This is a genomic window from Rathayibacter tanaceti, from assembly GCF_009834165.1.
GTDB classification, from domain to species: Bacteria; Actinomycetota; Actinomycetes; order Actinomycetales; family Microbacteriaceae; genus Rathayibacter; species Rathayibacter tanaceti.
In genome coordinates, this window is sequence record NZ_CP047186.1 from 913,214 (window position 1) to 933,109 (window position 19,896).

Here is a 19,896-nt window from a genome sequence, read left to right on the forward strand (position 1 = left end):
GAGGTGCCGGCCGCGTCCCCGGAGCGCAGCTCGCCCGTGGGGACGGTGCGACCGTCCGCCGCCGGTCCGAGGCGGGCGAGACGATGCCCACTGTCTCCCTGGGGCATCCCTGACCTCTATGAGCCGAGGCTCGTAGAGGTCAGGGAGCGCGCGGGATCAGGCGCCGCGGTACGCCTGCTGGTAGGTCCGCGTGTTGCCATCGGGCGAGGTGACCGCGATGGCCGCCGTCCCCGCTTTGATCGGTGAGAGCAGGGTCACCGTCTTCACGGTGAAGGACTGTCCGGGCTTGACCGACGTCCGCGTCTTCGAGCCGTAGACCGTGGTGATCTCGATCGAGACCGTCTCCGGCCCGTTGTTGACCGCCGAGACGGTCAGCGTTCGGAGCACCGCGAGGCGCTTCGTCGAGGCGGTGGTGGCCACGTCGATCGTCACGGGAGCCGTCTCGGGCAGGTCGAGCCCCACGACCACGGGATCGTGGTCGCTGGAGCGGTAGGCGGAGGTGTCGTAGAAGATCGTCGCGTTGTAGTCGAATCGGCTGTACTCGAGCGCCACCGACTCGCCGCTGTTGATGTTCCAGGTGTCGACACCGGTCACCGTCGCGTCGGCGGCGGGTGAGGCGAACACGTGGTCGAGCGAGCCGACCGCGCCGTCGAACGAGTACGAGTACTTGCCGTCCTTGGCGCCCTGGTCGATGTAGCCCGCGTCGGTGATGACCTTGACCGGGTCCTCCTTCGAGTAGGCGTTGAAGTCGCCGAGCAGGTACACCAGCTCGGTGGCCTTCTCGGCGCGGAGGCGGTCGGCGAAGGCCACGAGGGCGGTCGCCTGCGCGACGCGCGACGCGTTCGACGCGCCCTGGCCGTCGCCCTGATCCGCGTCGGCGCCCGAACCGGAGCCCTTCGACTTGAAGTGGTTCACGATCGCCACGAACTCGCTGGCGGAGTCGCCGATCAGGCGGAACTCCTGCGCGAGGGGCTTCCTGGCGTTCGAGAAGTTCACCGTGTCGTTGAGCACGACCGACTCGCCGACGGGCTCGATCGCGGACTTCTTGTAGATGAAGGCCGTGCGGATGACATCCTCGTCCGCGAGCGCGGGGAGTGCGGCGGGGGAGGGGACGTAGGCCCAGACCTCGGAGCCGAGTGCCGCGTTGAGTGCGGCGGTCAGCGTGGCGAGGGCCTCGTCGCGGGGTTCGCCGAACTTGGCCGAGTTCTCGATCTCCTCCAGCGAGACGACGCCGGCGCCGAGGGAGTTGATCGCGGTCACGATCTTGGCCTGCTGGCGCTCGAGGTCGTCGGCGTTCGCCGCTCCGCGGGCATCGCAGCCGCTGTTGACCGTGACGGGATCGCCGTCGCGGTCGGTGTAGAACGTGCAGCCGGCGATCGAGTCGCCGGTGGTCGTGAAGTAGTTCAGCACGTTGAAGGAGGCGATCGACACGTCGCCGCCGACCGCCTCGGGCTGCGCCTGCCGGGTGTTCGCGAACGTGGCGGGCTGCACCTCGGCGGCGTTCTCGACGGTCAGCTGCGTGGTCGGCTGGAAGGCCCAGCCGCCGTTGCGGTAGTCGAGGACGACGGGGCGGCTGAAGACGGCGGGAGCCCCGACGCGGATCGGCTCGGTCGGCGTGAGGTAGGGCAGGGGGATCGCCTTGTTCGCCGCGGCGCCGAGGAAGTTCAGGGAGGCGCCGTCGTCGAGGGTGATCGCGCGGGCGGCATTGTCGGCCACGACCGCGGCCAGCTCGGCGGAGCCGGGTCGTGCGACCTCGGTCGGCGTGAGCAGCGGCGTCTCACCGGCGGCCAGGCCGATCGAGCCGAAGCTGTTCAGGTCGAAGGTGTCGGTGACGGTGTACGCGCCCTGGGGAGCGATCAGCATGCTCTCGAGCACCTCGCGCTCGGCGTCCGTGCGGGGCACGGTCACGGCGGCGGGCACGGCAGCGGCGGCGGGGCCGTCGAGTCGCACCACGGCCGCGGCCGAGGTCGGCGTGAGCTCGGTGAGTCCGTTGTACTCGCTGACGACGCCGGTGATCCGCAGGTGGTCGCCGACCGCGACGGAGCCCACCGAGGCGGAGGAGAAGACGAAGACCGCGTCGGAGGCGGTGCGTGCGCTCTCGCCACCGGTTCCCGCGGTCTGGATCACGTAACCGTTGTAGCCGCCGGACGGGTAACGGGCGGTGACCACGCCGGTGGTGGTGACGGTGCGGCCGACGAGAGGGGACGCGTCTCCGGTGCCCTGGATCTCGCGGACAGCGACGGTCGGGACCTCGGCGGGCGGGGTCGTCGGCGGCGTGGTCGGCTCGGGCGAGCCGCCCGCGCCGGCCGTCTGCGGGGTCGGTGCGCCGAGGGCGAAGTCGGCGGCGTTGACGTCGGTGTCGCCCGTCGTGGTCTCGGCTCTGGCGATCGTCTGCGTGAGCGAGGGGGCCGTCGCGACGGCCGACTCGTAGGTGTTCGAGCTGCCGTAGCCGACGAGGTCGAGCACGGCGTCCGGCTGGTCGGCCGCGCCGGTGGGAGGGGCGGCGAGCGGAGACACTCCGTCGACCAGGAAGAGCGTGCCTCCCGCTGCGGCCATGTTCAGCCCGTTGGCGCTCTGGTCGGCGGCGGGCAGCGCTGCGCCGCTGGTCCCGTTGCTGGCGCCCGCGAGGAGGAAGTGCCCGCCCGCGGGCACCGCGCCGGTGAGCGGGACCGTGGTGGTCGGGGCGGCGGTGCCGGTCGCCGAGCGGTACTGGATCGAGAGCCCGCCGAGCGCGATCTCGGCACCGGTCGGGTTGTACAGCTCGACGTAGCGGTTGCTGTAGGCGGCTCCGGCCGAGCCGCCGCGGGCGAAGACCTCGCTGATGACGAGAGCGTCACCGGCAGGGGCGGCCGAGACCGGGGCAGCGGCGAGCGGAGTCGCGACGAGGGACAGGCCCGTGAGGGCGGCCAGACCGAGGCCGCGCCTGCGTCGGCGGCCGGGCTGGGGGGAGGCGTCGGGCATGGTGGTCCTCTCGATCTCCGCTCGATCGAGCGGTCGCGGCATCGTCGCTGCGCGGCGCGGCAGCCGAACCCCGGAGGGGCGGGCATCGCCACGCTATGCACTGCGGGTGCCCGGCCTGTGAACCGGACGTTTCATGAACGTAAACTCATCCACCGACATTCGGACGCCTGCGGTACGGATCAGTCGCCGACGAGCCGGTCCGTGCTCGCCGGCCACGCCTCGTCATCGTGCTGCCACGGCAGCACGGCGACGATGCCGTAGAGGTCCTGCAGGACTCCGGTGTCGAACTCGGCACTGCGGACCGGCCCACCGTCGCCGTGCACGACCGGCGACGGGCCGGCGTGCGAGAACCGGATCGACATCCCGAGCGACTCCCAGTAGCGGGCCACGCGCCGGGCGTCCTCTGCCGGATCGACGCCGAAGGGGGCCCAGACGTCGAACCCGAAGGCCGAGGCGGCGCCCAGCGCGGAGGAGACCTCCTCGGGCGGCGTCGAGAACGGCACGCCCTCGAGCTGCTCCCGCGTGGCCACGACGAGATCCACGACCCTGTCGGCGGCAGCCTGCGCGGCGTCTGAGATCGCTGCGTCCGGCATCGCGTTCCCCCAAGGCTCTCGACCATCATGGCATTGATCAACCGGGTGCAGAAAAACGGCGGCGGTGCCCGGCTCGGCGGTCGTGCGGATTCTCGCGGCGGGCACCCGGCTTCGCCCGGCACACTCATCCGATGATCTCCATCGAGCTGGCTCGAGCGCTGCGCACCTCCGGCCTGCGCTGGACCCCCGCCACCGGCGACCGTTTCCGCATCGAGCGCGAGGGTTTCGACGGCGACGTCTTCACCGTGAGCGACATGACCATCGAGGCGCACGAGTATCCGAGCGGCACCGAGCTGGGCTTCAACGGCACCACCGAGTGGGCGCTCGACTCCGTCTCGCTGGAGGACTCGCTCTGGCTGCCGCGCGAGGACCAGCTGCGCGAGCTGCTGCGCGGCACGTTCCGATCGCTCCAGCGCATCATCGCCGACGGTGAGGTGCGCTTCGTCGTCGAGGCGGAGTTGAGCGGCCGACCCCACGAGTTCGAGGCGCTGACGGCCGAGAACGCCTACGCGGAGGCGCTACTCACGCTGGTCGGCTCGGTCGCGGTCGATCTTGATGACATGGACGAGCCCGTCTGACCGCGCGGCGGAGCCGCCGGACGCGTCAGGAGGCGGCCTTCGCGGGTGTGCTCTTCCTCGTCCTCGATGTCTTCTTCGTGGGCGTCTCGGCGGTCGCGGGAGCCTCCTCCGTCGTTTTCGCCGCGCCGGTCTTCTTCGCTGGCGTCGTCCGCACCGGACCCTTCTTCGCTGGTGTCTTCTTCGCCGGTGTCGTCGTCGTGGTGGTGCTCGTCTTCGCCCCGGGCTTCTCCGCGCCCGCGTTCGTCGCCGCGCCGTCACCGACCCGGGCGCCGCGGCTGCGCTCGACCGAGCGCTTGAGCGCCTCCATCAGATCGAGCACCTCTCCGCCGCCCTCCTCCTCCGCAGAGTCGCCGAAGGTCGCGGCGGTGTCGAGCGCGTCGCCCTGGTCGATCTTCGCGTCGATGAGGGTGCGCAGTTCCTCCTGGTAGGCGTCGTGGAACTTCGCGGCGTCGAAGTCCTCGGAGTAGGAGTCGACGAGGTTCGCCGACATCTCGAGCTCGCGGGCCGCGATCCTCGTCGTCCCCTGCAGCGCTGGGAACTCCACCTCGCGGACCTCGTCGGCCCACAGCAGTGTCTGCAGCATGAGCGTCGTGCCGCGCACGCGGAGCGCGGCGAGACGCGTCTTCTGCCGCAGGGCGAACTCGACGATCGCCGTGCGGTCGGTCTGCTCGAGCGTCCGCCGCAGCAGCACGTAGGCCTTGGGCGAGGAGGAGTCGGGCTCGAGGATGTACGCGCGGTCGAACATGATCGGATCGACCTGCTCGCTCGGCACGAACTGCACCACGTCGATCTCGCGGTCGCGCTCCTCCGGCAGCGCCTTCAGCTCGTCCTTGGTGAGCACGACCGTGCGCTCGCCGTCGTCGTAGGCCTTGTCGATGTGGTCGAAGCCGACCACCTCGCCACAGACCTCGCACCTGCGCTGGTAGCGGATCCGTCCGCCGTCGCGGTCGTGCACCTGGTGCAGTGCGATGTCGTGGTCCTCGGTCGCGCTGTAGACCTTCACCGGCACGTTGACCAGGCCGAAGGTGATCGCGCCCTTCCAGATGGCTCGCATGGGCTCAGTGAACACCGTGTCCTCTGCGGCTGGAAGCCCTGGCGCCCCTCAGGCGACCCCGGACCGTCGAGGGCGCCCGTCGGAGCGGGCTGTCTCGACGGTCCGGGGGTCCCGTCACGACGGCGGGCGGGAGTGGAGGGCAGCGACGATCAGGCGAGCGCATTCGGCGGGCGGGTCGCGATCGGACCAGACCTCGGCGTCGTAGCGTACGTCGGCGTGCACGGCGTCGGCCTGGCGCGCGGCCATGCCCGGAGTCCGGTCGCCGCGCGACACCTCCCGCGCGGTCGCGACCGCGGGGCTGCAGCGTACGCCGACCCAGAGCACGTCGAGCCCCGCGAGGTGGCCGCGAAGCCGATCCTGCGAGGCGCCTCCGTCGAGCAGTACGTCCTCGAGCACGATCCCGGCGCCGGAGCGGGCCGTCGCGGCGAGGCCGGCCAGCCAGGCCGCCTCGAGCCGGCGGAACCCGTCGCCGAGCGCCACCTCGCCGTCCTCCCCGTACGAGACTCCGTTGCGGCCGCCGTCGAGGTGCGGCGGAAGGGCGTCGACCAGATCGTCGATCGAGAAGCTGAGCCAGGGCTCGGAGAGCACGGCCTGGAGGTGGCGGGCGATCGTGCTCTTGCCCGAGCTCGATCCCCCGTTCAGGACGATCAGGTCGGGAGTCACAGGAGGTCCTTCCGGCGGCGGATTCCGGCAGCTTAGCCGCCCGGCGCCGACGGAGCCGCCCGGTCGTCGTGCAACACGACGGCCGGGCGGCTCCGGACGGGGACGCTCAGCGCTCGGCGCGCGGGCGGCGGGCCCGGGCGAGGGCGATGCCTCCGGCTGCGAGCAGCAGGGCGCCGAGACCCAGCGGGAGGCCGATGTCGGCTCCTGTCGAGGGCAGCGGCGGGCGGGCACCGGGGTGCGGCGCCACGGCGGTCGGCGTGCTGCTCGGCGTCGGCTCCGCGGTGGGAGCGGCGGTGGGCGGAGTCGTCGGCTGCGCGGTGGGAGCCGCGGTCGGCGTCTCCGTCGGCTCCGGGCTCGGAGCCGGGTTCTTCTCGGCGTCGATCGCCGAGGTGTCCGCGGCGAGCGAGGCCGTCACGAACGCGATGGCCTTCGAGGTGATGCCGAGCGCCTCCTGGCTGATGTTGTCGATGTCATCGGCTGCCGAGTGGTACTGGGGGTCGTGGGTGATGCCCGCTGTGCCGCCGAACAGCGCGACTTCCTCCTCCGTCTTGACATCGTCGGCGCCGGTGAAGAGTCCCGAGGAGGGGATGCCCACCGAGATGAAGCCGTCGTAGTCGCTGCGGCCGTCGAACGCCGTATCGATCCAGGGCTGATCGATGGAGTCGAAGTAGTCGGTGAACGCCTTCTCGGTCGCGATCGAGCCGGCGGGCACCTCGACGGGAGCCTCGTAGGTGGACTGGTCGGCGTCGTAGACAGAGACCACGTAGTTCGGCGAGGCGACCATGTCGAAGTTCATGTACGTCGCGATCGCCGCGGCGTCCTCCTCCGTCAGAGAGTCGACGTAGGTGTAGGAGCCGACGAGGCCGACCTCCTCGGCGCCCCACCAGGCGAAGCGCACCGCGTTGGCGGTCTCGCCCGCGGCGGCGAGTTGCACGGCGGTCTCGAGGAGTGCCGCCGAGCCGGAGCCGTTGTCGTTGATGCCGGGGCCCTCGGGCACGCTGTCGAGGTGCGCGCCGAGCATGACCACGTTCTCGTGGTCGCCGCCCGCCGTCTCGGTCACGAGCGAGAACGTCTCGACATCGGTCGTCGTCTGCTCGATCAGCACGCCGGCGCTCGCGGGGAGCGCAGCGAGCAGAGCACTGCCCTCGGCCTGAGTGACGCCGACTCCCGGGATCGCGGCGGTGTCCTGTCCGCCGTAGGTGCCGTTCAGGGCGTCGCCTGGAACGTTGTCGTAGATCAGGATCGCCGAGGCTCCGGCGGCTCCGGCGGCGATCGACTTCTCGAGGAAGCTGCACGTGCCGCGGCTGACGAGCGCGATCGCGCCGGTGGCGTCGAGGCCGGTCCACGCGTCGGCGGTGCAGCCGAGGGGGTCGACCGGAGTGAGGAGCTCTCCTGTCACACCGCTCTCGGGCGTTGAGGGCGTGAACTCCATCGGAATGCCGACCGCGCCGGTGGCGGTCGTCAGGGTGAAGGCCCCGATGCTCTGGGTCGCTGTGACGAACTCCTGCCGCTCGGTCGTGTAGCCGGCGGTGGCGAGGACCGACTCGATGTACCGGCCGCTCTCCTCATAGCCGGGAGTGCCGATCGCGCGGGTGCCGCCATGGGTGTCCGCGATCGACTGGAACGCCTCCACGTGGGTCATGATGCCGTCGACCGTCACGGTCTCGGCGAAACCGGCCGGCTCGACGGCGCTGGCCGCGGGCACGAGCGCGGCGCCTGCGACGAGGGCGCCGGCGCCGATCATCGCGCCGGCGCCGATCAGTGAGCGGGCCCGGCGGGCGCCGTCCGCTCGGATGGTGGTGGTTCGCGCCACGAGGGCCCCCTTGGTGTCGAGAACGGGCCGTCGCCTCGACGACCCGGCCGCGCCCCTCCTGAAAACTGGGAGGGAATCGCGTGTTCTGCGAGGGTATTCACAGGAAACAGAGCGGTCCATCCCCCCTCCCGCGAGAATTCACAGGCCGGAAACACGGCGATCACCGGCGGAGCCGGCGCTCAGGCGGTCGCGGGGCTCTCGGCCCACTCGCGGAGCATCGCGAGGGTCTCCACCGGCGCGTCGCGGTGCGGGCTGTGCCCGGCTCCGGCGACGACCGTGTACCGCACCCGCGGACCGGCGCGGAGGACCTCGGCCGCGAGGGCCGGCGGGAAGAAGGTGAAGACCTGCGGATCCCCTGCCAGGACCAGCACCGGGATCCGCAGCGCGGGCACGTCGTCCAGCAGATCCCACGGGTCGTTGTCGTCGATCGCGGCCGCGATGGAGGCGGGGTCGGCCGCGTGCGCCGCCGCCGCCTTCTCGGCCAGGTCCCGCTCGTGCCAGAGCGGATGCGCCGCGGCGCGCTCGTCCGGGCTGATCGTGAGATCAGCCAGCTCGCTCGCCCGCACCTCGGCCGCCTGCTCGCGGCTCAGCCGCAGCACGGGGTCGAGCAGCGCGAGTCGTCGAGCCCAGCCGCCCGCGCGCGCAGCGGCCCGGACGGCGACCGCGCCGCCGAGGGAGTGCCCGACGACGAGATCCCACGGCCCACCACCACTCGCGAGGACGTCGTCGGCGTAGTCGTCGTGGCGCGACGAACCTCCGCGCGGCCCCTCGCCGTGACCGCGCAGGTCCGGTGCGCAGACCGTCCAGCCTGCGGCGGTCAGCGCCTCCGAGACCCGCCACCATGTGCCGGCGGCACCGCCGAGCCCGTGCAGGAGGAGAGCGGTCCGCGTCGTCATGACGCCAGGGTAGGGCGCGTCAGTCCAGTCGGGGGTCGCGCCCGGTGCGCTCTCCGGTCGCGAGCCCCGCGATTCCTGCCAGATCCTCGCCGTCGAGCTCGAAACCGAACACGTCGAGGTTCTCGCGGATGCGCTCGGGAGTGACGGACTTGGGGATCACGACCACGCCGAGCTGGAGGTGCCAGCGCAGCACGACCTGCGCGGGCGAGACCGCGTGCTTCGCCGCGATCCGAGCGAGCACCGGCTCCTCGAGCAGACGTCCGCGCGCGAGCGGCGACCAGGCCTCGGTCACGATGCCGTGCTCGGCGTCGAACGCGCGCAGCTCCTCCTGCGGCAGTCGCGGGTGCAGTTCGACCTGATTGATCGCGGGCACGACCCCGGTCTCGTCGAGCAGTCGCTGCACGTGCTCGGGGGCGAAGTTCGAGACGCCGATCGAGCGGGCGCGCCCCTCGCGCTGGAGCCGCTCGAGCGCACGGTAGGTGTCGACGTAGCGGTCGCGGGAGGGGATCGGCCAGTGCACGAGGTAGAGGTCGACGTAATCGGTGCCGAGCAGCGCCAGACTGCGGTCGAAGGCGGCCAGGGTCTCGTCGAAGCCGTGGTCGTCGTTCCAGACCTTGGTCGTCACGAACACCTGCTCGCGAGGGACGCCGCTCGCGCGGATGCCCGCTCCGACGCCGCGCTCGTTGCCGTACAGCGTCGCGGTGTCGACGTGCCGGTAGCCGGCGTCGAGCGCGACCGCGACGGTTCGCGCCGCCTCCTCGTCGCCGATCTTGTAGACGCCGAGCCCGAGCTGCGGGATCGCGCGGCCGTCGTTGAGGGGGATCAGGGGAGCGCTCATGCCTCCCATGCTGGCACGTCGACTCAGACGTTCCAGTCGAGCTCGCCCTGGAGGCCGACGTGCACGCCGTCCTCGATCAGCGCGGCCAGGCCGGCCACGCCGAAGAGGAGGCGGCGCTCGGCGCGCGCGGCCTCGCTCCGGTCGGCGATGCCGCGCACGGCGAAGTGCGCATCGTGCCCGGCCTGGAGCCCCTCGACGCTCGACCTGCCGCGGAGGCCGCGCGCCGGTCGGCGGCCCAGGCCGAGCCCGCGCCAGAGCGAGCCGGTCTCGAGGACGACGGCCGTCTCGGAGCTGATCACTCCCCGATGCTCGCGATGGGCGGTCAGCTGCCAGCCGTAGCCGAGGTGGTGCAGCCTCGCCGAGTGCGGCCCGCGCCAGCCGTGAACGGGGTCGGGACGACGGAAGTAGACCGGGCTCGGGCGGAACGAGCCCTGCCAGAGGGCGGCCGCGAGCTCGGTGCACCACTCCGGCGCTTCGGGGTCGGACCACGGCTCCAGCACGTCGGTGCGCGCGGCGGCGCGCCGGTGCTCACGCACCAGTTCCTCCGCGTCTTCCCGCAGTCCCATGGCCTGTCCTCCCGTGTCGTCGCGCCCACACTAGGGCGGCGGCGCCACGGTCGCCACGCGGTGGCGCCTCAGGTGGGCAGGGTGACGGGTTCGGTGTCGGGCAGCGGGCTCGCATCGCGGCCGCGGAGGTCGGGGTGGTAGCGGCGGCCGACCGCCGGCACCAGGAATCCGACGAGCGCGAAGGCGGCCGCGACGACGATGGCCGCCGTCGGACCAGCCTGGTCGATCTGCACTCCGGCGATCGCCGAGCCCAGTGCGGCGCCGATGAGCTGCCCGGTGCCGACCCAGCCGTACGCCTCCGCGGTGTCCGAGAAGCGCACGCTCGACGCGGTGATCGCGAACAGTGCGGCGAGGGCCGGAGCGATGCCGATCCCCGCCAGGAAGAGGGTGGCGCAGAGCCACCAGAAGTCGGTCGAGACCGCGGCGAGGCCCATGCCGACGGTGACGATCAGCATCCGCCGCGCCGTCGCCCACCGGCTGATCGGGATGTGGCCGAGTGCGAGGCCGCCGACGAGGGAGCCCGTGGCGAACACGGCCAGCACGACGCCCGACTCCACGCCGCCCTCGCCGAACACCGCGACGACACCCGCCTCCACGGCCGAGCAGGCGCCGATCAGGAGGAAGCCGACGACCGTGGCCAGCAGCACCGGCGGCTTGGTCAGAACCACTCCGAGCCGGCGCTTGGAGCGCGGGATGCGCACCCGGCCGACCTCGGGCGACGCGATGAACCAGATCCCGCCTCCGATCAGGAACGCGGCGGCCGTCAGGATGCCCGCGACCGTCGACACCTGGATCGAGACGAGCGTCGCCAGCACCGGGCCGAGCACCCAGATGATCTCCTGGGCCGAGGCGTCGAGCGAGAAGAGCGGAGTCAGCTGCGAGCTGGTCACCATCTTGGGGTAGATGGTGCGCACCGCCGGCTGCACCGGCGGCATGCTGAGGCCGGCGACGAATCCGACGACCACGAACTGCCAGACCTCGAGCGGGAGCAGAGCCATCGCGACGATCGCGCTCGCGCAGACAGCGAGGGTGGCTGTGAGCACCCGGCGCATCCCGAGCCTGCCCATCAGCCGGCTGGTCAGGGGGCCCGCGATGGCCTGCCCGAGCGACATCGAGCCGAGCACGAGGCCCGCGGCGGCGTAGGAGTGGTGCACCCGCTCCACGTGCAGGAGGAACGCCAGCGAGAGCATCCCGAAGGGGAACCGCGCGGTCAGCTGCGCGAGGATGATGCGCCCCACCCCGGGGGTCTTCACAAGATCGGTGTAGCTGCCCACCGGACGACACTAGCGCCCCTTGAGGGAACCCCGGGCGGTCGAGGGAACCCGCTCCCGGAGGCTCCGTCGACGGGTCGGGGTTCCCTCGGCAGAGGAGGGACCGTCAGGTCGCCAGCACCTTGCGGATGCGCTGGAGGGAGACGCTCTCGGCGGTGCCGAGAGGCTGCGCGAAGAAGCTCACCCGCAGCTCCTCGATCATCCAGCGGGCGCGGGCCAGGCGCTCCGGCGAGTGCGGGGGCAGCGGCAGGACGCCGCCGGCCGATCGGTACAGCTCCAGTGCGGCCTGCACCTCGTTCAGCCAGACGCGGTCGCGGCCCACGTTCTCGGCGATTTTGCCGAAGCGCTCGGTGATCGCTCCGAGGTACCGGGGGAGGTGCCGCAGCCGCTCCACGCCCGTCGCCGAGACGAAACCCGGGTACACCAGGCCCGAGAGCTGCTCGCGCGCATCGGTCAGCGCCGGCAGGAGCGCCATGCTCGTCGAGGCCTTGAGCGCCTTCTCGACCCCGCGGGCCGTGGTGAGGATCGTCGTCACCGTCTTCACGGTTTCGAACATCGCGTCCATGACGCTCGCCGAGACCCGGTCGCGCACGGCGTCGAACTCGGCGCGGAGGAAGAGCATCCCGTCGGGCTTCATCCGCCAGAGCACCGCGTCGACGCAGGCGAGCAGGCAGTCGGTGAAGAGCGCCGTGGTGTTCTGGTACGGGCTCTGCGCGAGCACGAGCTTCTCGTGCGACGTGAGGTGCTGCTGCACGTAGGCGACGGGGCTCGGCGTCGCGAGCAGCAGGAGGCGGCGCACGCCGCGCGGATGCTCGCGCGCCTGGTCCTCGGGGGTGGCGAGGAGGCGGATCGACACGGAGTCGCCGTCGTCGATCAGGGCCGGATAGGCGCGGATGGTGTTGCCGCCCTGCCGGGTGTCGGTGACGCGGGGCAGCTCCGGCATGTCCCACGTCGTCAGGCTCCGACGCTCGAGCGCGTCGGGGACGCGGGCCTCGACCACGCGGGCGACCTCGTCGCGGACCCGGCCGCGCAGCCGCTCGGCCAGCGGCGCCAGCTCCTTGCCCGCGGCGATCGTGCGCCCGCGCTCGTCCGCGACGGCGAAGGTGACCCGCAGGTGCGAGGGGATGCGCTCGAGGTCGAAGTCGTCCGGCTGCACGACGACGCCCGCCTCGCGGCGGATCGCTCCCGCGAGGGTCGCGGCGAACGACTCCGTCGGCGGGTTCGGCACATCGTGCGGGAGCGCAGCGGTCAGCTTCCGCGCCCAGTCGTTCGCGGGCACCACGTTCCGCCGCAGATGCTTGGGCAGCGCCTTGATCATCGCGGTCACCAGCTCGGCCCGGAGCCCCGGCACGAGCCAGTCGAAGCCGAGCGGCGTGACGCGGGGCAGCAGCGCGAGCGGCACATGTACCGTCACTCCGTCCTCCTCCGTGCCCGGCTCGAACCGGTACGAGAGGCGGAAGCGCTGGTCGGCCTGGCGCCACTGGGTCGGGAACGCGGTCTCGTCGATCTCCTCCGCATCCTCCGGGAGGAGCGTCTCCTGCGTCATCGTCAGCAGGTCGGGCTCGTCGTGCTGGGCGGTGCGCCACCAGGAGTCGAAGGAGCGCACCGAGGTGATATCGCGCGGGAGGCGGCGGTCGTAGAAGTCGAAGACGGCCTCGTCGTCGACCAGCAGATCGCGGCGACGGGTGCGCTCCTCCAGCCGCTCGAGCTCGGCGCGCAGGGCCCGGTTCGTGCGATCGAAGGCGTGCCGCGACTCCCACTCGCCCTCGACGAGGGCGTGCCGGATGAACAGCTCGCGGGCGTAGGACGGGTCGATCCGCGAGAACTGCACGCGGCGGCGCCCGATGATCGGCACTCCGTAGAGGGTGACCTTCTCGTAGGCCACGGCCGCGCCCTGAGACTTCTCCCAGTGCGGCTCGCTGAACTGCCGCTTCACCAGATCGCCGGCGATCGCCTCGGCCCAGGCGGGGTCGATCGCCGCGTTCGAGCGGGCGAAGAGGCGGCTGGTCTCGACGAGCTCGGCGCTCATCACCGCGTCCGGCAGCTTCTTGGCGAGCGCGCTGCCGGGGAAGATCGAGAACTTGGCATTGCGGGCACCGACGTACTGCACGTTCTGGCGCTCGCGGTTCTTCGCTGCGCGCTGCGCCTGCTGCGAGGTGGTGTCCTTGATGCCCAGTTGCGAGAGCAGGCCGGCGAGCAGGCTCCGGTGGATCCCGTCCGGATCCACCTTCGGGTCGCCGATCTCGAGCTTCAACGGGCGCGCGAGCTGCCGGAGCTGGCGGAACACGTCCTGCCACTCCCGCACGCGCAGGTAGTTGAGGTACTCGGCTTTGCAGAGGCGTCGGAACGCGCTCGAGGAGAGCTCCTGCTGCTTCTCCTCCAGGTAGTTCCAGAGCGTGAGCAGGGTGAGGAAGTCGCTGGTCGGATCCACGAAGCGCGCGTGCTGCTGGTCGGCCTGCGCACGGCGCTCGAGCGGACGCTCGCGGACGTCCTGGATCGTCAGCCCTGCGACGATCGCCATCACCTCCCGGCTCACTCCGTGCCGGCGCGACTCGATGACCATGCGCCCGAAGCGCGGATCGATGGGGAGCCGCGCGAGATCGCGCCCGATCCGCGTGAGTTGCGGCGCCGCCGCCTCCCCCTTCCGCGAGATGCCACGTGGGTACGCGTTCTCCGGCGTGTCGCGTACCGAAGTGGCATCTCGCGGAGGGGTGGGAGGGGCGGAGGGGGAGCCGGGGGCGCGGAGGGCGCCGAGCTCGGTGAGGAGGTCGAGGCCGTCCTTGATGCCGCGCGAATCCGGAGGAGTGAGGAAGGGGAAGGAGGCGATGTCGCCCAGGCCGAGCGAGATCATCTGCAGGATCACCGCGGCCAGGCCGGTGCGGAGGATCTCGGGGTCGGTGTACTCGGGGCGCCGGAGGTAGTCCTCCTCCGAGTAGAGCCGGATCGCGACGCCCGCGCTCGTGCGCCCCGACCGCCCGGAGCGCTGGTTCGCCGAGGCCTGCGAGACCGCCTCGATCGGGAGGCGCTGCACCTTCGAGCGCGCGCTGTAGCGGGAGATGCGCGCCGTCCCGCCGTCAATCACGTACCGGATCCCCGGAACGGTGAGGCTCGTCTCCGCCACGTTGGTCGCGAGGACGACGCGCCGACGCACGCCCGGAGTGCGCGATCGCTCGAAGACGCGGTGCTGGTCGGCGGCCGAGAGGCGCCCGTAGAGGGGGAGGACCTCGGTGCCCGGCAGGTTCCTGCCGCGGATCGCGTCCTCGGCGTCGCGGATCTCGTTCTCGCCCGAGAGGAAGACCAGCACATCGCCCGGATCCTCGCGCGCCAGCTCGGCCAGCGCGTCGGCGATCCCCGTCATCAGGTCGCGGCTGCCGCTCGTCGCATCGGGCACGTCGGTGTCGTCGTCCTCCTCCGGCTCCTCGGCGACCAGCGGGCGGTAGCGGATCTCGACCGGGAACGTGCGCCCCGAGACCTCGATGATCGGCGCGGGCTCCCCGGAGGCGTCGGCGAAGTGCGCGGCGAAGCTCTGCGGATCGATGGTCGCCGAGGTGATGATCACCTTGAGGTCGGGGCGCTGCGGGAGCAGGCGGTGCAGGTAACCGAGCAGGAAGTCGACGTTGAGGCTGCGCTCGTGCGCCTCGTCGATGATGATCGTGTCGTACCGGCTGAGCATCCGGTCGTGGTTCATCTCGTTGAGCAGGATGCCGTCGGTCATCAGCTTGATCCGCGTCGACGCGCTCGCGCGGTCGGTGAAGCGCACCTGGTAGCCGACGATCCCGCCGACCTCGTCGCCGAGCTCCTCCGCGATGCGCTCGGCGATCGTGCGGGCCGCGATGCGGCGGGGCTGGGTGTGCGCGATGCTCTCTCGGCCGAGCTCGAGGCAGATCTTGGGCAGCTGGGTGGTCTTGCCGGAGCCGGTGGCGCCCGCCACGATGACCACCTGGTTGTCGCGGATCGCCGCCGCGATGTCGTCGCGCCGCGCCGACACGGGGAGTTCGGGTGGGTAGCGGATGCTGAGCACGTCTGACATGAGCCCTCCATCCTACGTCGCGTGCGACAATGCCCTGTCGCGCGAATACCGGCGACGTCCCGTCCAGCCCGCAGGCGCACGCCTCCTCCCGCGGGACCCCCAAACCCGTGGAGCCGAGCGATGAACGCGCAATCACTGCTGGTGGTGCTCAACATCGTGCTGCTCCTGTTCGCGATCCAGGGCGTGCTCGCGAACCCGTGGCTGTCGAAGGTCGGCAAGGTTGCGTGGGTCGCCTTCATCGTGATCGCGCCGTTCATCGGGAGCATCGCCTACCTGGTGTTCGGCCGTCGAGGGCGCGGCGGAGGCGGCGGCACGGTCGTGCGCGGCACCGAGCGGCCGAGCGGCTGGTTCTTCGAGCGCTGAGCCGCCTCCCGTCTCGGGCAACCCCCTGACCCCGGCCGCACGCGCGTCTAGCGTGGACGCATGGCCGAACGACTGCGCTCCAGTGTCAGCCCCTACCTCCGCTCGCACGCGGACAATCCCGTCGACTGGTTCCCCTGGGGTGAGGAGGCGCTCGCCGAGGCCGCGCGTCGCGACGTGCCCGTGCTGGTCTCGATCGGCTACGCCACCTGCCACTGGTGCCATGTGATGGCGCGGGAGTCGTTCTCGGATCCGGTGCTCGCCGCGCGACTGAACGCCGACTTCGTCGCGGTGAAGGTCGACCGCGAGGAGCATCCCGACGTCGACACCGCCTACCTGGCCGCCGCGAGCGCCTTCACCAGGAACCTCGGCTGGCCGCTGACCGTCTTCGCGACTCCGGCGGGCGAGGCGTTCTTCGCCGGGACCTACTTCCCTCCCCGCGCCGTCGGGGGCGTGCCTGCCTTCTCGGACGTGCTCGACGCCGTGTCCGAGGCGTGGCGCGAGCGCCGCGACGAGGTGCAGGCGACGGCGGGATCGCTGGCCACGGCGCTGCGGGAGGCGATCGCCGCGCTGCCGACCGCCTCCGCGCTGCCGGATGACGCAGCCCTCGACGCCGCCGTGGCTGGGCTGGCCGCCGAGGAGGACCGTGAGCACGGCGGCTTCGGCGGCGCCCCGAAGTTCCCGGTTGCGCCGGTGCTCGGCTTCCTCGCCGGGCGCGACGCGGGCGCGGCCCTCGCCGAGCGCACCCTCCTGGCCCTCGCGGCGTCGCCACTGCGCGACCGCGACGGCGGCTTCTTCCGCTACGCGACCCGTGCCGACTGGAGCGAGCCGCACTACGAGCGGATGCTCACCGACAACGCTCAGCTGCTCGACGTCGCGAGCCGCCTGCTCGGTCGCGCGGGAGTCGGCTCCGGCGAGCTCGCTCGGGTGGCCGAGGGGGTCGCCTCCTTCGTCCTCGGGACTCTTCAGCGCCCGAGCGGCGGTTTCGCGAGCGCGCAGGACTCCGAGAGCCTCGTCGGGGGCCGGCGCTCAGAAGGCGGCTACTACCTCGCCGAGGACCGCTCGCGGCTCGCGCCGCCTCCGCTCGACGAGAAGATCGTCACGGGCTGGAACGGCCTGGCGATCGGCGCGCTCGCCCGCGCGGGCCGTGCGTTCGGGCGGGAGGAGTGGATCGTCGCGGCGGGCCGCGCCGCCGACCTCCTCCTCGATCGGCACCTCGACGAGGGACGGGTGAGCGTGCGAGCGTCGCTGGACGAGGAGGTGTCGGCGGCCCGGCCGGCGCTCGAGGATCTCGGGATGCTCGCCGGCGGACTCGTGCAGCTGGCCCTCGCGGAGGGACGGCCGCGCTACGCCATCGCCGCCCGTGCACTGATCGACGGGGCTCTCGACGCGGCCGAGGGCCCGCTCCCCTTCGCCCTGCCCGGAGGCGGCGACCGAGCGCTTGCGGCACGCGGCCTGCTCCTTGCGGCCGATCCCTCCGAGGGGGCCACTCCCTCCGGTCTCTCGGCGACCGCCGAGGCCGCATACGAGCTGTTCCTGCTGACCGGGGAGCAGCGCTATCGGGCGGCCGCGGAGGCGGTGGTCGCCGCGGTCGCTCCGGGCGCGCTTGAGCAGCCGATGGGTTTCGGCGCGGTGCTCGCCCTGGCGTCGCGGCTCGCCGAGCCCGTGCGGCAGCTGGTGCTGGTGGCCCCCGACGAGGCCGGGCTCACCGGGCTGCTGAGCGGGGCCCGGACCAGCGGGCTGGGGGTGCTGGCGGCCGTCACGGACGCGGGTGCCCGGGAGTGGGCGTCCGCCGGATTCGAGTTGTTCGAGGGCCGCTCGTCGCGGGACGGGCTGCCGACCGCCTACTCCTGCGAGTCGTTCGTCTGCGCGCTGCCGACCACGCGGCTCCCGGACGCGATCGTCACGCGGTCGTGACGGCCAGCGGCGCCTCCGGGTCGGCCGCCCACTCGTTCAGCGATCCGTCGTAGACGACCGCGGTCTCGACACCGAGCACCGCGAGTGCGAGGGCGTCGGCGGTCGCCGCGATCCCACCGCCGCAGTAGAGGATGATCCGTTCGGCCTCGAGGCTCTCGCCGAAGAGCGAGCGGAGGCGCTGCGGCGGCAGCAGGGTGTTGTCCGCGCGGTCGACCAGGCGGCCGGCCGGCACGCTGCGGGAGCCGGGGAGGTGGCCCCGGCGCGGGCGACGCCCCTCTTCTCCGGTGAATTCCTTCGGCGGCACCGCGCAGACGAGAGCTCCGGGCGTCTCGCCGCGCACCACGCTCTCGACGCCCGCCTTGTCGATCCAGAGCGGTCGCTCCTCGCGGACCGTGATGCCGGGGCTCGTCCGCGGCTCGACGTGCCCGGTCTCGACCGGCCGCTCCTCGCGCCTCCAGGCGGTGAGGCCGCCGTCGAGAACCGCGACAGCGTCGTGACCGGCGGCGCGCAGCAGCCACCACAGGCGCGAGGCCCACTGGCCGACGGCGGAGTCGTAGACCACGACCGCCGAGTCGTCGTCGATGCCGAGCTCGGCCGTCGCCCGGGCGAACCGCTCGGGGTCGAGCCGGGAGAAGGGGAACGGGGCCGCAGCGTCCGAGAGCTGCTCGAGGAGGTCGCCGAAGACGGCGCCGGGCACGTGGCCCTCGAGGAGGTACTGCTCGTCGCCGCTGAGATAGCCGGGGCGCCCGTCGAAGCCGGGCACGAGCAGGACGCTCGCGTCGACCACGACGAGGTTCTCGCGGCCGAGCTGGTCGGCGAGCCACTGGGTCGAGACGATCGGCCGAGCGAGGTAGGGGGTCGAAGTGCTGCTCACCCGTCCCACGCTAGGGCGGACCGCCGACATCCGCGCCCCCCTGCGTCACGGAGCTTCATGCGCACCGGGCCGACCGCGCGGCGGTGCGTCAGCACTCGATGACGTTGACGGCCAGCCCGCCCTCGCTCGTCTCCTTGTACTTCGAGGACATGTCGATGCCGGTCTGGCGCATGGTCTCGATCACCGCGTCGAGCGAGACGCGGTGATCGCCGTCGCCGTGGAGTGCGAGCCGGGCGGCACTCACCGCGGTCGACGAGGCGATGGCGTTCCGCTCGATGCAAGGGATCTGCACCAGCCCGCCGACCGGATCGCAGGTGAGCCCGAGGTGGTGTTCCATCGCGATCTCCGCGGCGTTCTCGACCTGTCGGGGCGAGCCTCCGAGCACGGCGCAGAGCGCGCCGGCCGCCATCGCGCAGGCCGAGCCGACCTCGCCCTGGCAGCCCGCCTCCGCTCCCGAGATCGACGCATTGGTCTTGCAGAGCGAGCCGAGGGCGGTCGCCGTCAGGAGGAACCTGCGGATACCGGCGCGGTCCGCCCCCGGAACGAAGCGGAGGTAGTAGTGCGCTACCGCCGGGATGATGCCGGCGGCTCCGTTGGTGGGCGCCGTGACCACGCGCCCGCCGGCCGCGTTCTCCTCATTGACGGCCAGCGCGAACGCGTGCAGCCACTCGACCGAGGTCGCACGGGCGCGGTCGAGCGGATCCTCCTCGAAGGCCTCGAGGCGCTGACGCAGCACGGACGCGCGCCGCCGCACGCCCAGGCCGCCGGGGAGCACGCCGTCGGTCTCGAGGCCGCGCTCGACGCACGCTGCCATGGCGTCCCAGATGCGGTCGAGGCGGGCGTCGAGGTCGATCGCCGGATGCAGAGCCCGCTCGTTCGCGGCCGCGACATCCGCGATGCTCGAACGCGTGCGGTCGCAGGTCGCCAGCAGATCGAGCCCCGACACGAAGGGGTGCGGGTGCGGCGCGAGGGCCGCGAGTTCCGCGCGCTCTCCGGCCCTGCGGATGAAACCGCCGCCGATGGAGTAGTACGTCTCTTCCCACACCGGCAGCGCGTCCTCGCCGACCCAGACGCTGAAGGTCAGGGCGTTCGGGTGCTCCGGCAGGCGGGTGCGGGGCTCGAAGACGATGTCGTCGCGGGTCATCGCAAGGCTCTGCTCGCCCGCCAGCAGGATCGCGCCGTCCTCGCCGAGCCGCTGCCACGCTCCGCGCACCCGGTCGGGTTCGCAGGTCTCCGGGTCGAGCCCTGAGAGTCCGGCGACGACGGCGTCGGGAGTCCCGTGGCCGATCCCGGTGGAGCCCAGCGAACCGTAGAGCGTGCAGCCCACCCGGGTCACTCGCCCGAGGAACCCGGCCTCGCGGACCCGCTCGGCGAGGGCGAGCGCCGCGCGCATCGGCCCGACGGTGTGGGAGCTGGACGGGCCGATCCCGACGCTGAACAGGTCCAGGACGGAGACGTAGGCACTCATCCACTGAGAGTACG

At 72.3% G+C, this 19,896-nt stretch carries 15 protein-coding genes; 3 read left to right on the forward strand and 12 right to left on the reverse strand.

What is annotated here, in order from left to right:
- Window positions 1-156 precede the first annotated feature (156 nt).
- Complete coding sequence (locus tag GSU10_RS04360; RefSeq protein WP_132504496.1) at window positions 157-2,961, reverse strand: ExeM/NucH family extracellular endonuclease; 2,805 nt, start codon at window positions 2,959-2,961, stop codon at window positions 157-159.
- Window positions 2,962-3,140: 179 nt separating this feature from the next.
- Entirely contained in the window at window positions 3,141-3,554 is a 414-nt protein-coding gene (locus GSU10_RS04365; RefSeq protein ID WP_068210238.1) for a hypothetical protein, read from the reverse strand.
- A 131-nt stretch (window positions 3,555-3,685) separates the two neighbouring features.
- Here GSU10_RS04365 and GSU10_RS04370 point away from each other — a divergent pair, with 131 nt between their 5' ends.
- Window positions 3,686-4,132 carry a pilus assembly protein CpaE gene (locus GSU10_RS04370; RefSeq protein ID WP_068210236.1) on the forward strand — a complete coding sequence of 149 codons (447 nt, stop codon included), beginning with the start codon at window positions 3,686-3,688 and terminating at the stop codon, window positions 4,130-4,132.
- A 25-nt stretch (window positions 4,133-4,157) separates the two neighbouring features.
- Here the strand turns inward: GSU10_RS04370 and ku are convergent, their stop codons facing one another.
- From ku to hrpA, 8 genes are all read right to left on the reverse strand, one after another.
- The gene (gene ku, locus GSU10_RS04375; RefSeq protein ID WP_068210234.1) at window positions 4,158-5,186 is read right to left on the reverse strand and encodes a non-homologous end joining protein Ku; all 1,029 of its coding nucleotides are present in this window, start codon (window positions 5,184-5,186) and stop codon (window positions 4,158-4,160) included.
- 114 nt (window positions 5,187-5,300) lie between these two features.
- The gene (locus GSU10_RS04380) at window positions 5,301-5,849 is read right to left on the reverse strand and encodes a chloramphenicol phosphotransferase CPT family protein (protein ID WP_199220825.1); all 549 of its coding nucleotides are present in this window, start codon (window positions 5,847-5,849) and stop codon (window positions 5,301-5,303) included.
- Window positions 5,850-5,955: 106 nt separating this feature from the next.
- Complete coding sequence (locus GSU10_RS04385; protein ID WP_132504498.1) at window positions 5,956-7,662, reverse strand: M28 family peptidase; 1,707 nt, start codon at window positions 7,660-7,662, stop codon at window positions 5,956-5,958.
- 179 nt (window positions 7,663-7,841) lie between these two features.
- Window positions 7,842-8,558: an alpha/beta fold hydrolase gene (locus tag GSU10_RS04390; RefSeq protein WP_068213385.1), complete on the reverse strand. Its 717-nt coding sequence runs from the start codon at window positions 8,556-8,558 to the stop codon at window positions 7,842-7,844.
- Window positions 8,559-8,577: 19 nt separating this feature from the next.
- Window positions 8,578-9,396 carry an aldo/keto reductase gene (locus GSU10_RS04395; protein WP_068213388.1) on the reverse strand — a complete coding sequence of 273 codons (819 nt, stop codon included), beginning with the start codon at window positions 9,394-9,396 and terminating at the stop codon, window positions 8,578-8,580.
- Window positions 9,397-9,419: 23 nt separating this feature from the next.
- Window positions 9,420-9,962 (reverse strand): hypothetical protein, encoded by a 543-nt coding sequence (locus tag GSU10_RS04400; protein ID WP_132504500.1) that lies wholly within the window; start codon window positions 9,960-9,962, stop codon window positions 9,420-9,422.
- Between the two features lie 68 nt (window positions 9,963-10,030).
- A complete protein-coding gene (locus tag GSU10_RS04405) occupies window positions 10,031-11,236 on the reverse strand; it encodes an MFS transporter (RefSeq protein WP_068213528.1) in 1,206 nt (401 codons plus the stop codon).
- A gap of 103 nt (window positions 11,237-11,339) precedes the next feature.
- Window positions 11,340-15,263 (reverse strand): ATP-dependent RNA helicase HrpA, encoded by a 3,924-nt coding sequence (hrpA, locus tag GSU10_RS04410; protein ID WP_132504502.1) that lies wholly within the window; start codon window positions 15,261-15,263, stop codon window positions 11,340-11,342.
- A 120-nt stretch (window positions 15,264-15,383) separates the two neighbouring features.
- Here hrpA and GSU10_RS04415 point away from each other — a divergent pair, with 120 nt between their 5' ends.
- Both GSU10_RS04415 and GSU10_RS04420 read left to right on the forward strand, forming a co-directional pair.
- Window positions 15,384-15,626 (forward strand): PLDc N-terminal domain-containing protein, encoded by a 243-nt coding sequence (locus GSU10_RS04415; RefSeq protein ID WP_068213633.1) that lies wholly within the window; start codon window positions 15,384-15,386, stop codon window positions 15,624-15,626.
- A gap of 60 nt (window positions 15,627-15,686) precedes the next feature.
- Window positions 15,687-17,540, forward strand: coding sequence for a thioredoxin domain-containing protein (locus GSU10_RS04420; RefSeq protein ID WP_132504504.1), 1,854 nt, complete (start codon window positions 15,687-15,689; stop codon window positions 17,538-17,540).
- Here the strand turns inward: GSU10_RS04420 and GSU10_RS04425 are convergent.
- Window positions 17,527-18,414 (reverse strand): sulfurtransferase, encoded by an 888-nt coding sequence (locus GSU10_RS04425; protein WP_158286076.1) that lies wholly within the window; start codon window positions 18,412-18,414, stop codon window positions 17,527-17,529. The two genes, GSU10_RS04420 and GSU10_RS04425, sit on opposite strands and share 14 nt — an antisense overlap.
- Before the next feature lie 88 nt (window positions 18,415-18,502).
- Window positions 18,503-19,882 (reverse strand): L-serine ammonia-lyase, encoded by a 1,380-nt coding sequence (locus tag GSU10_RS04430; RefSeq protein ID WP_132504506.1) that lies wholly within the window; start codon window positions 19,880-19,882, stop codon window positions 18,503-18,505.
- Between the last annotated feature and the right edge of the window lie 14 nt (window positions 19,883-19,896).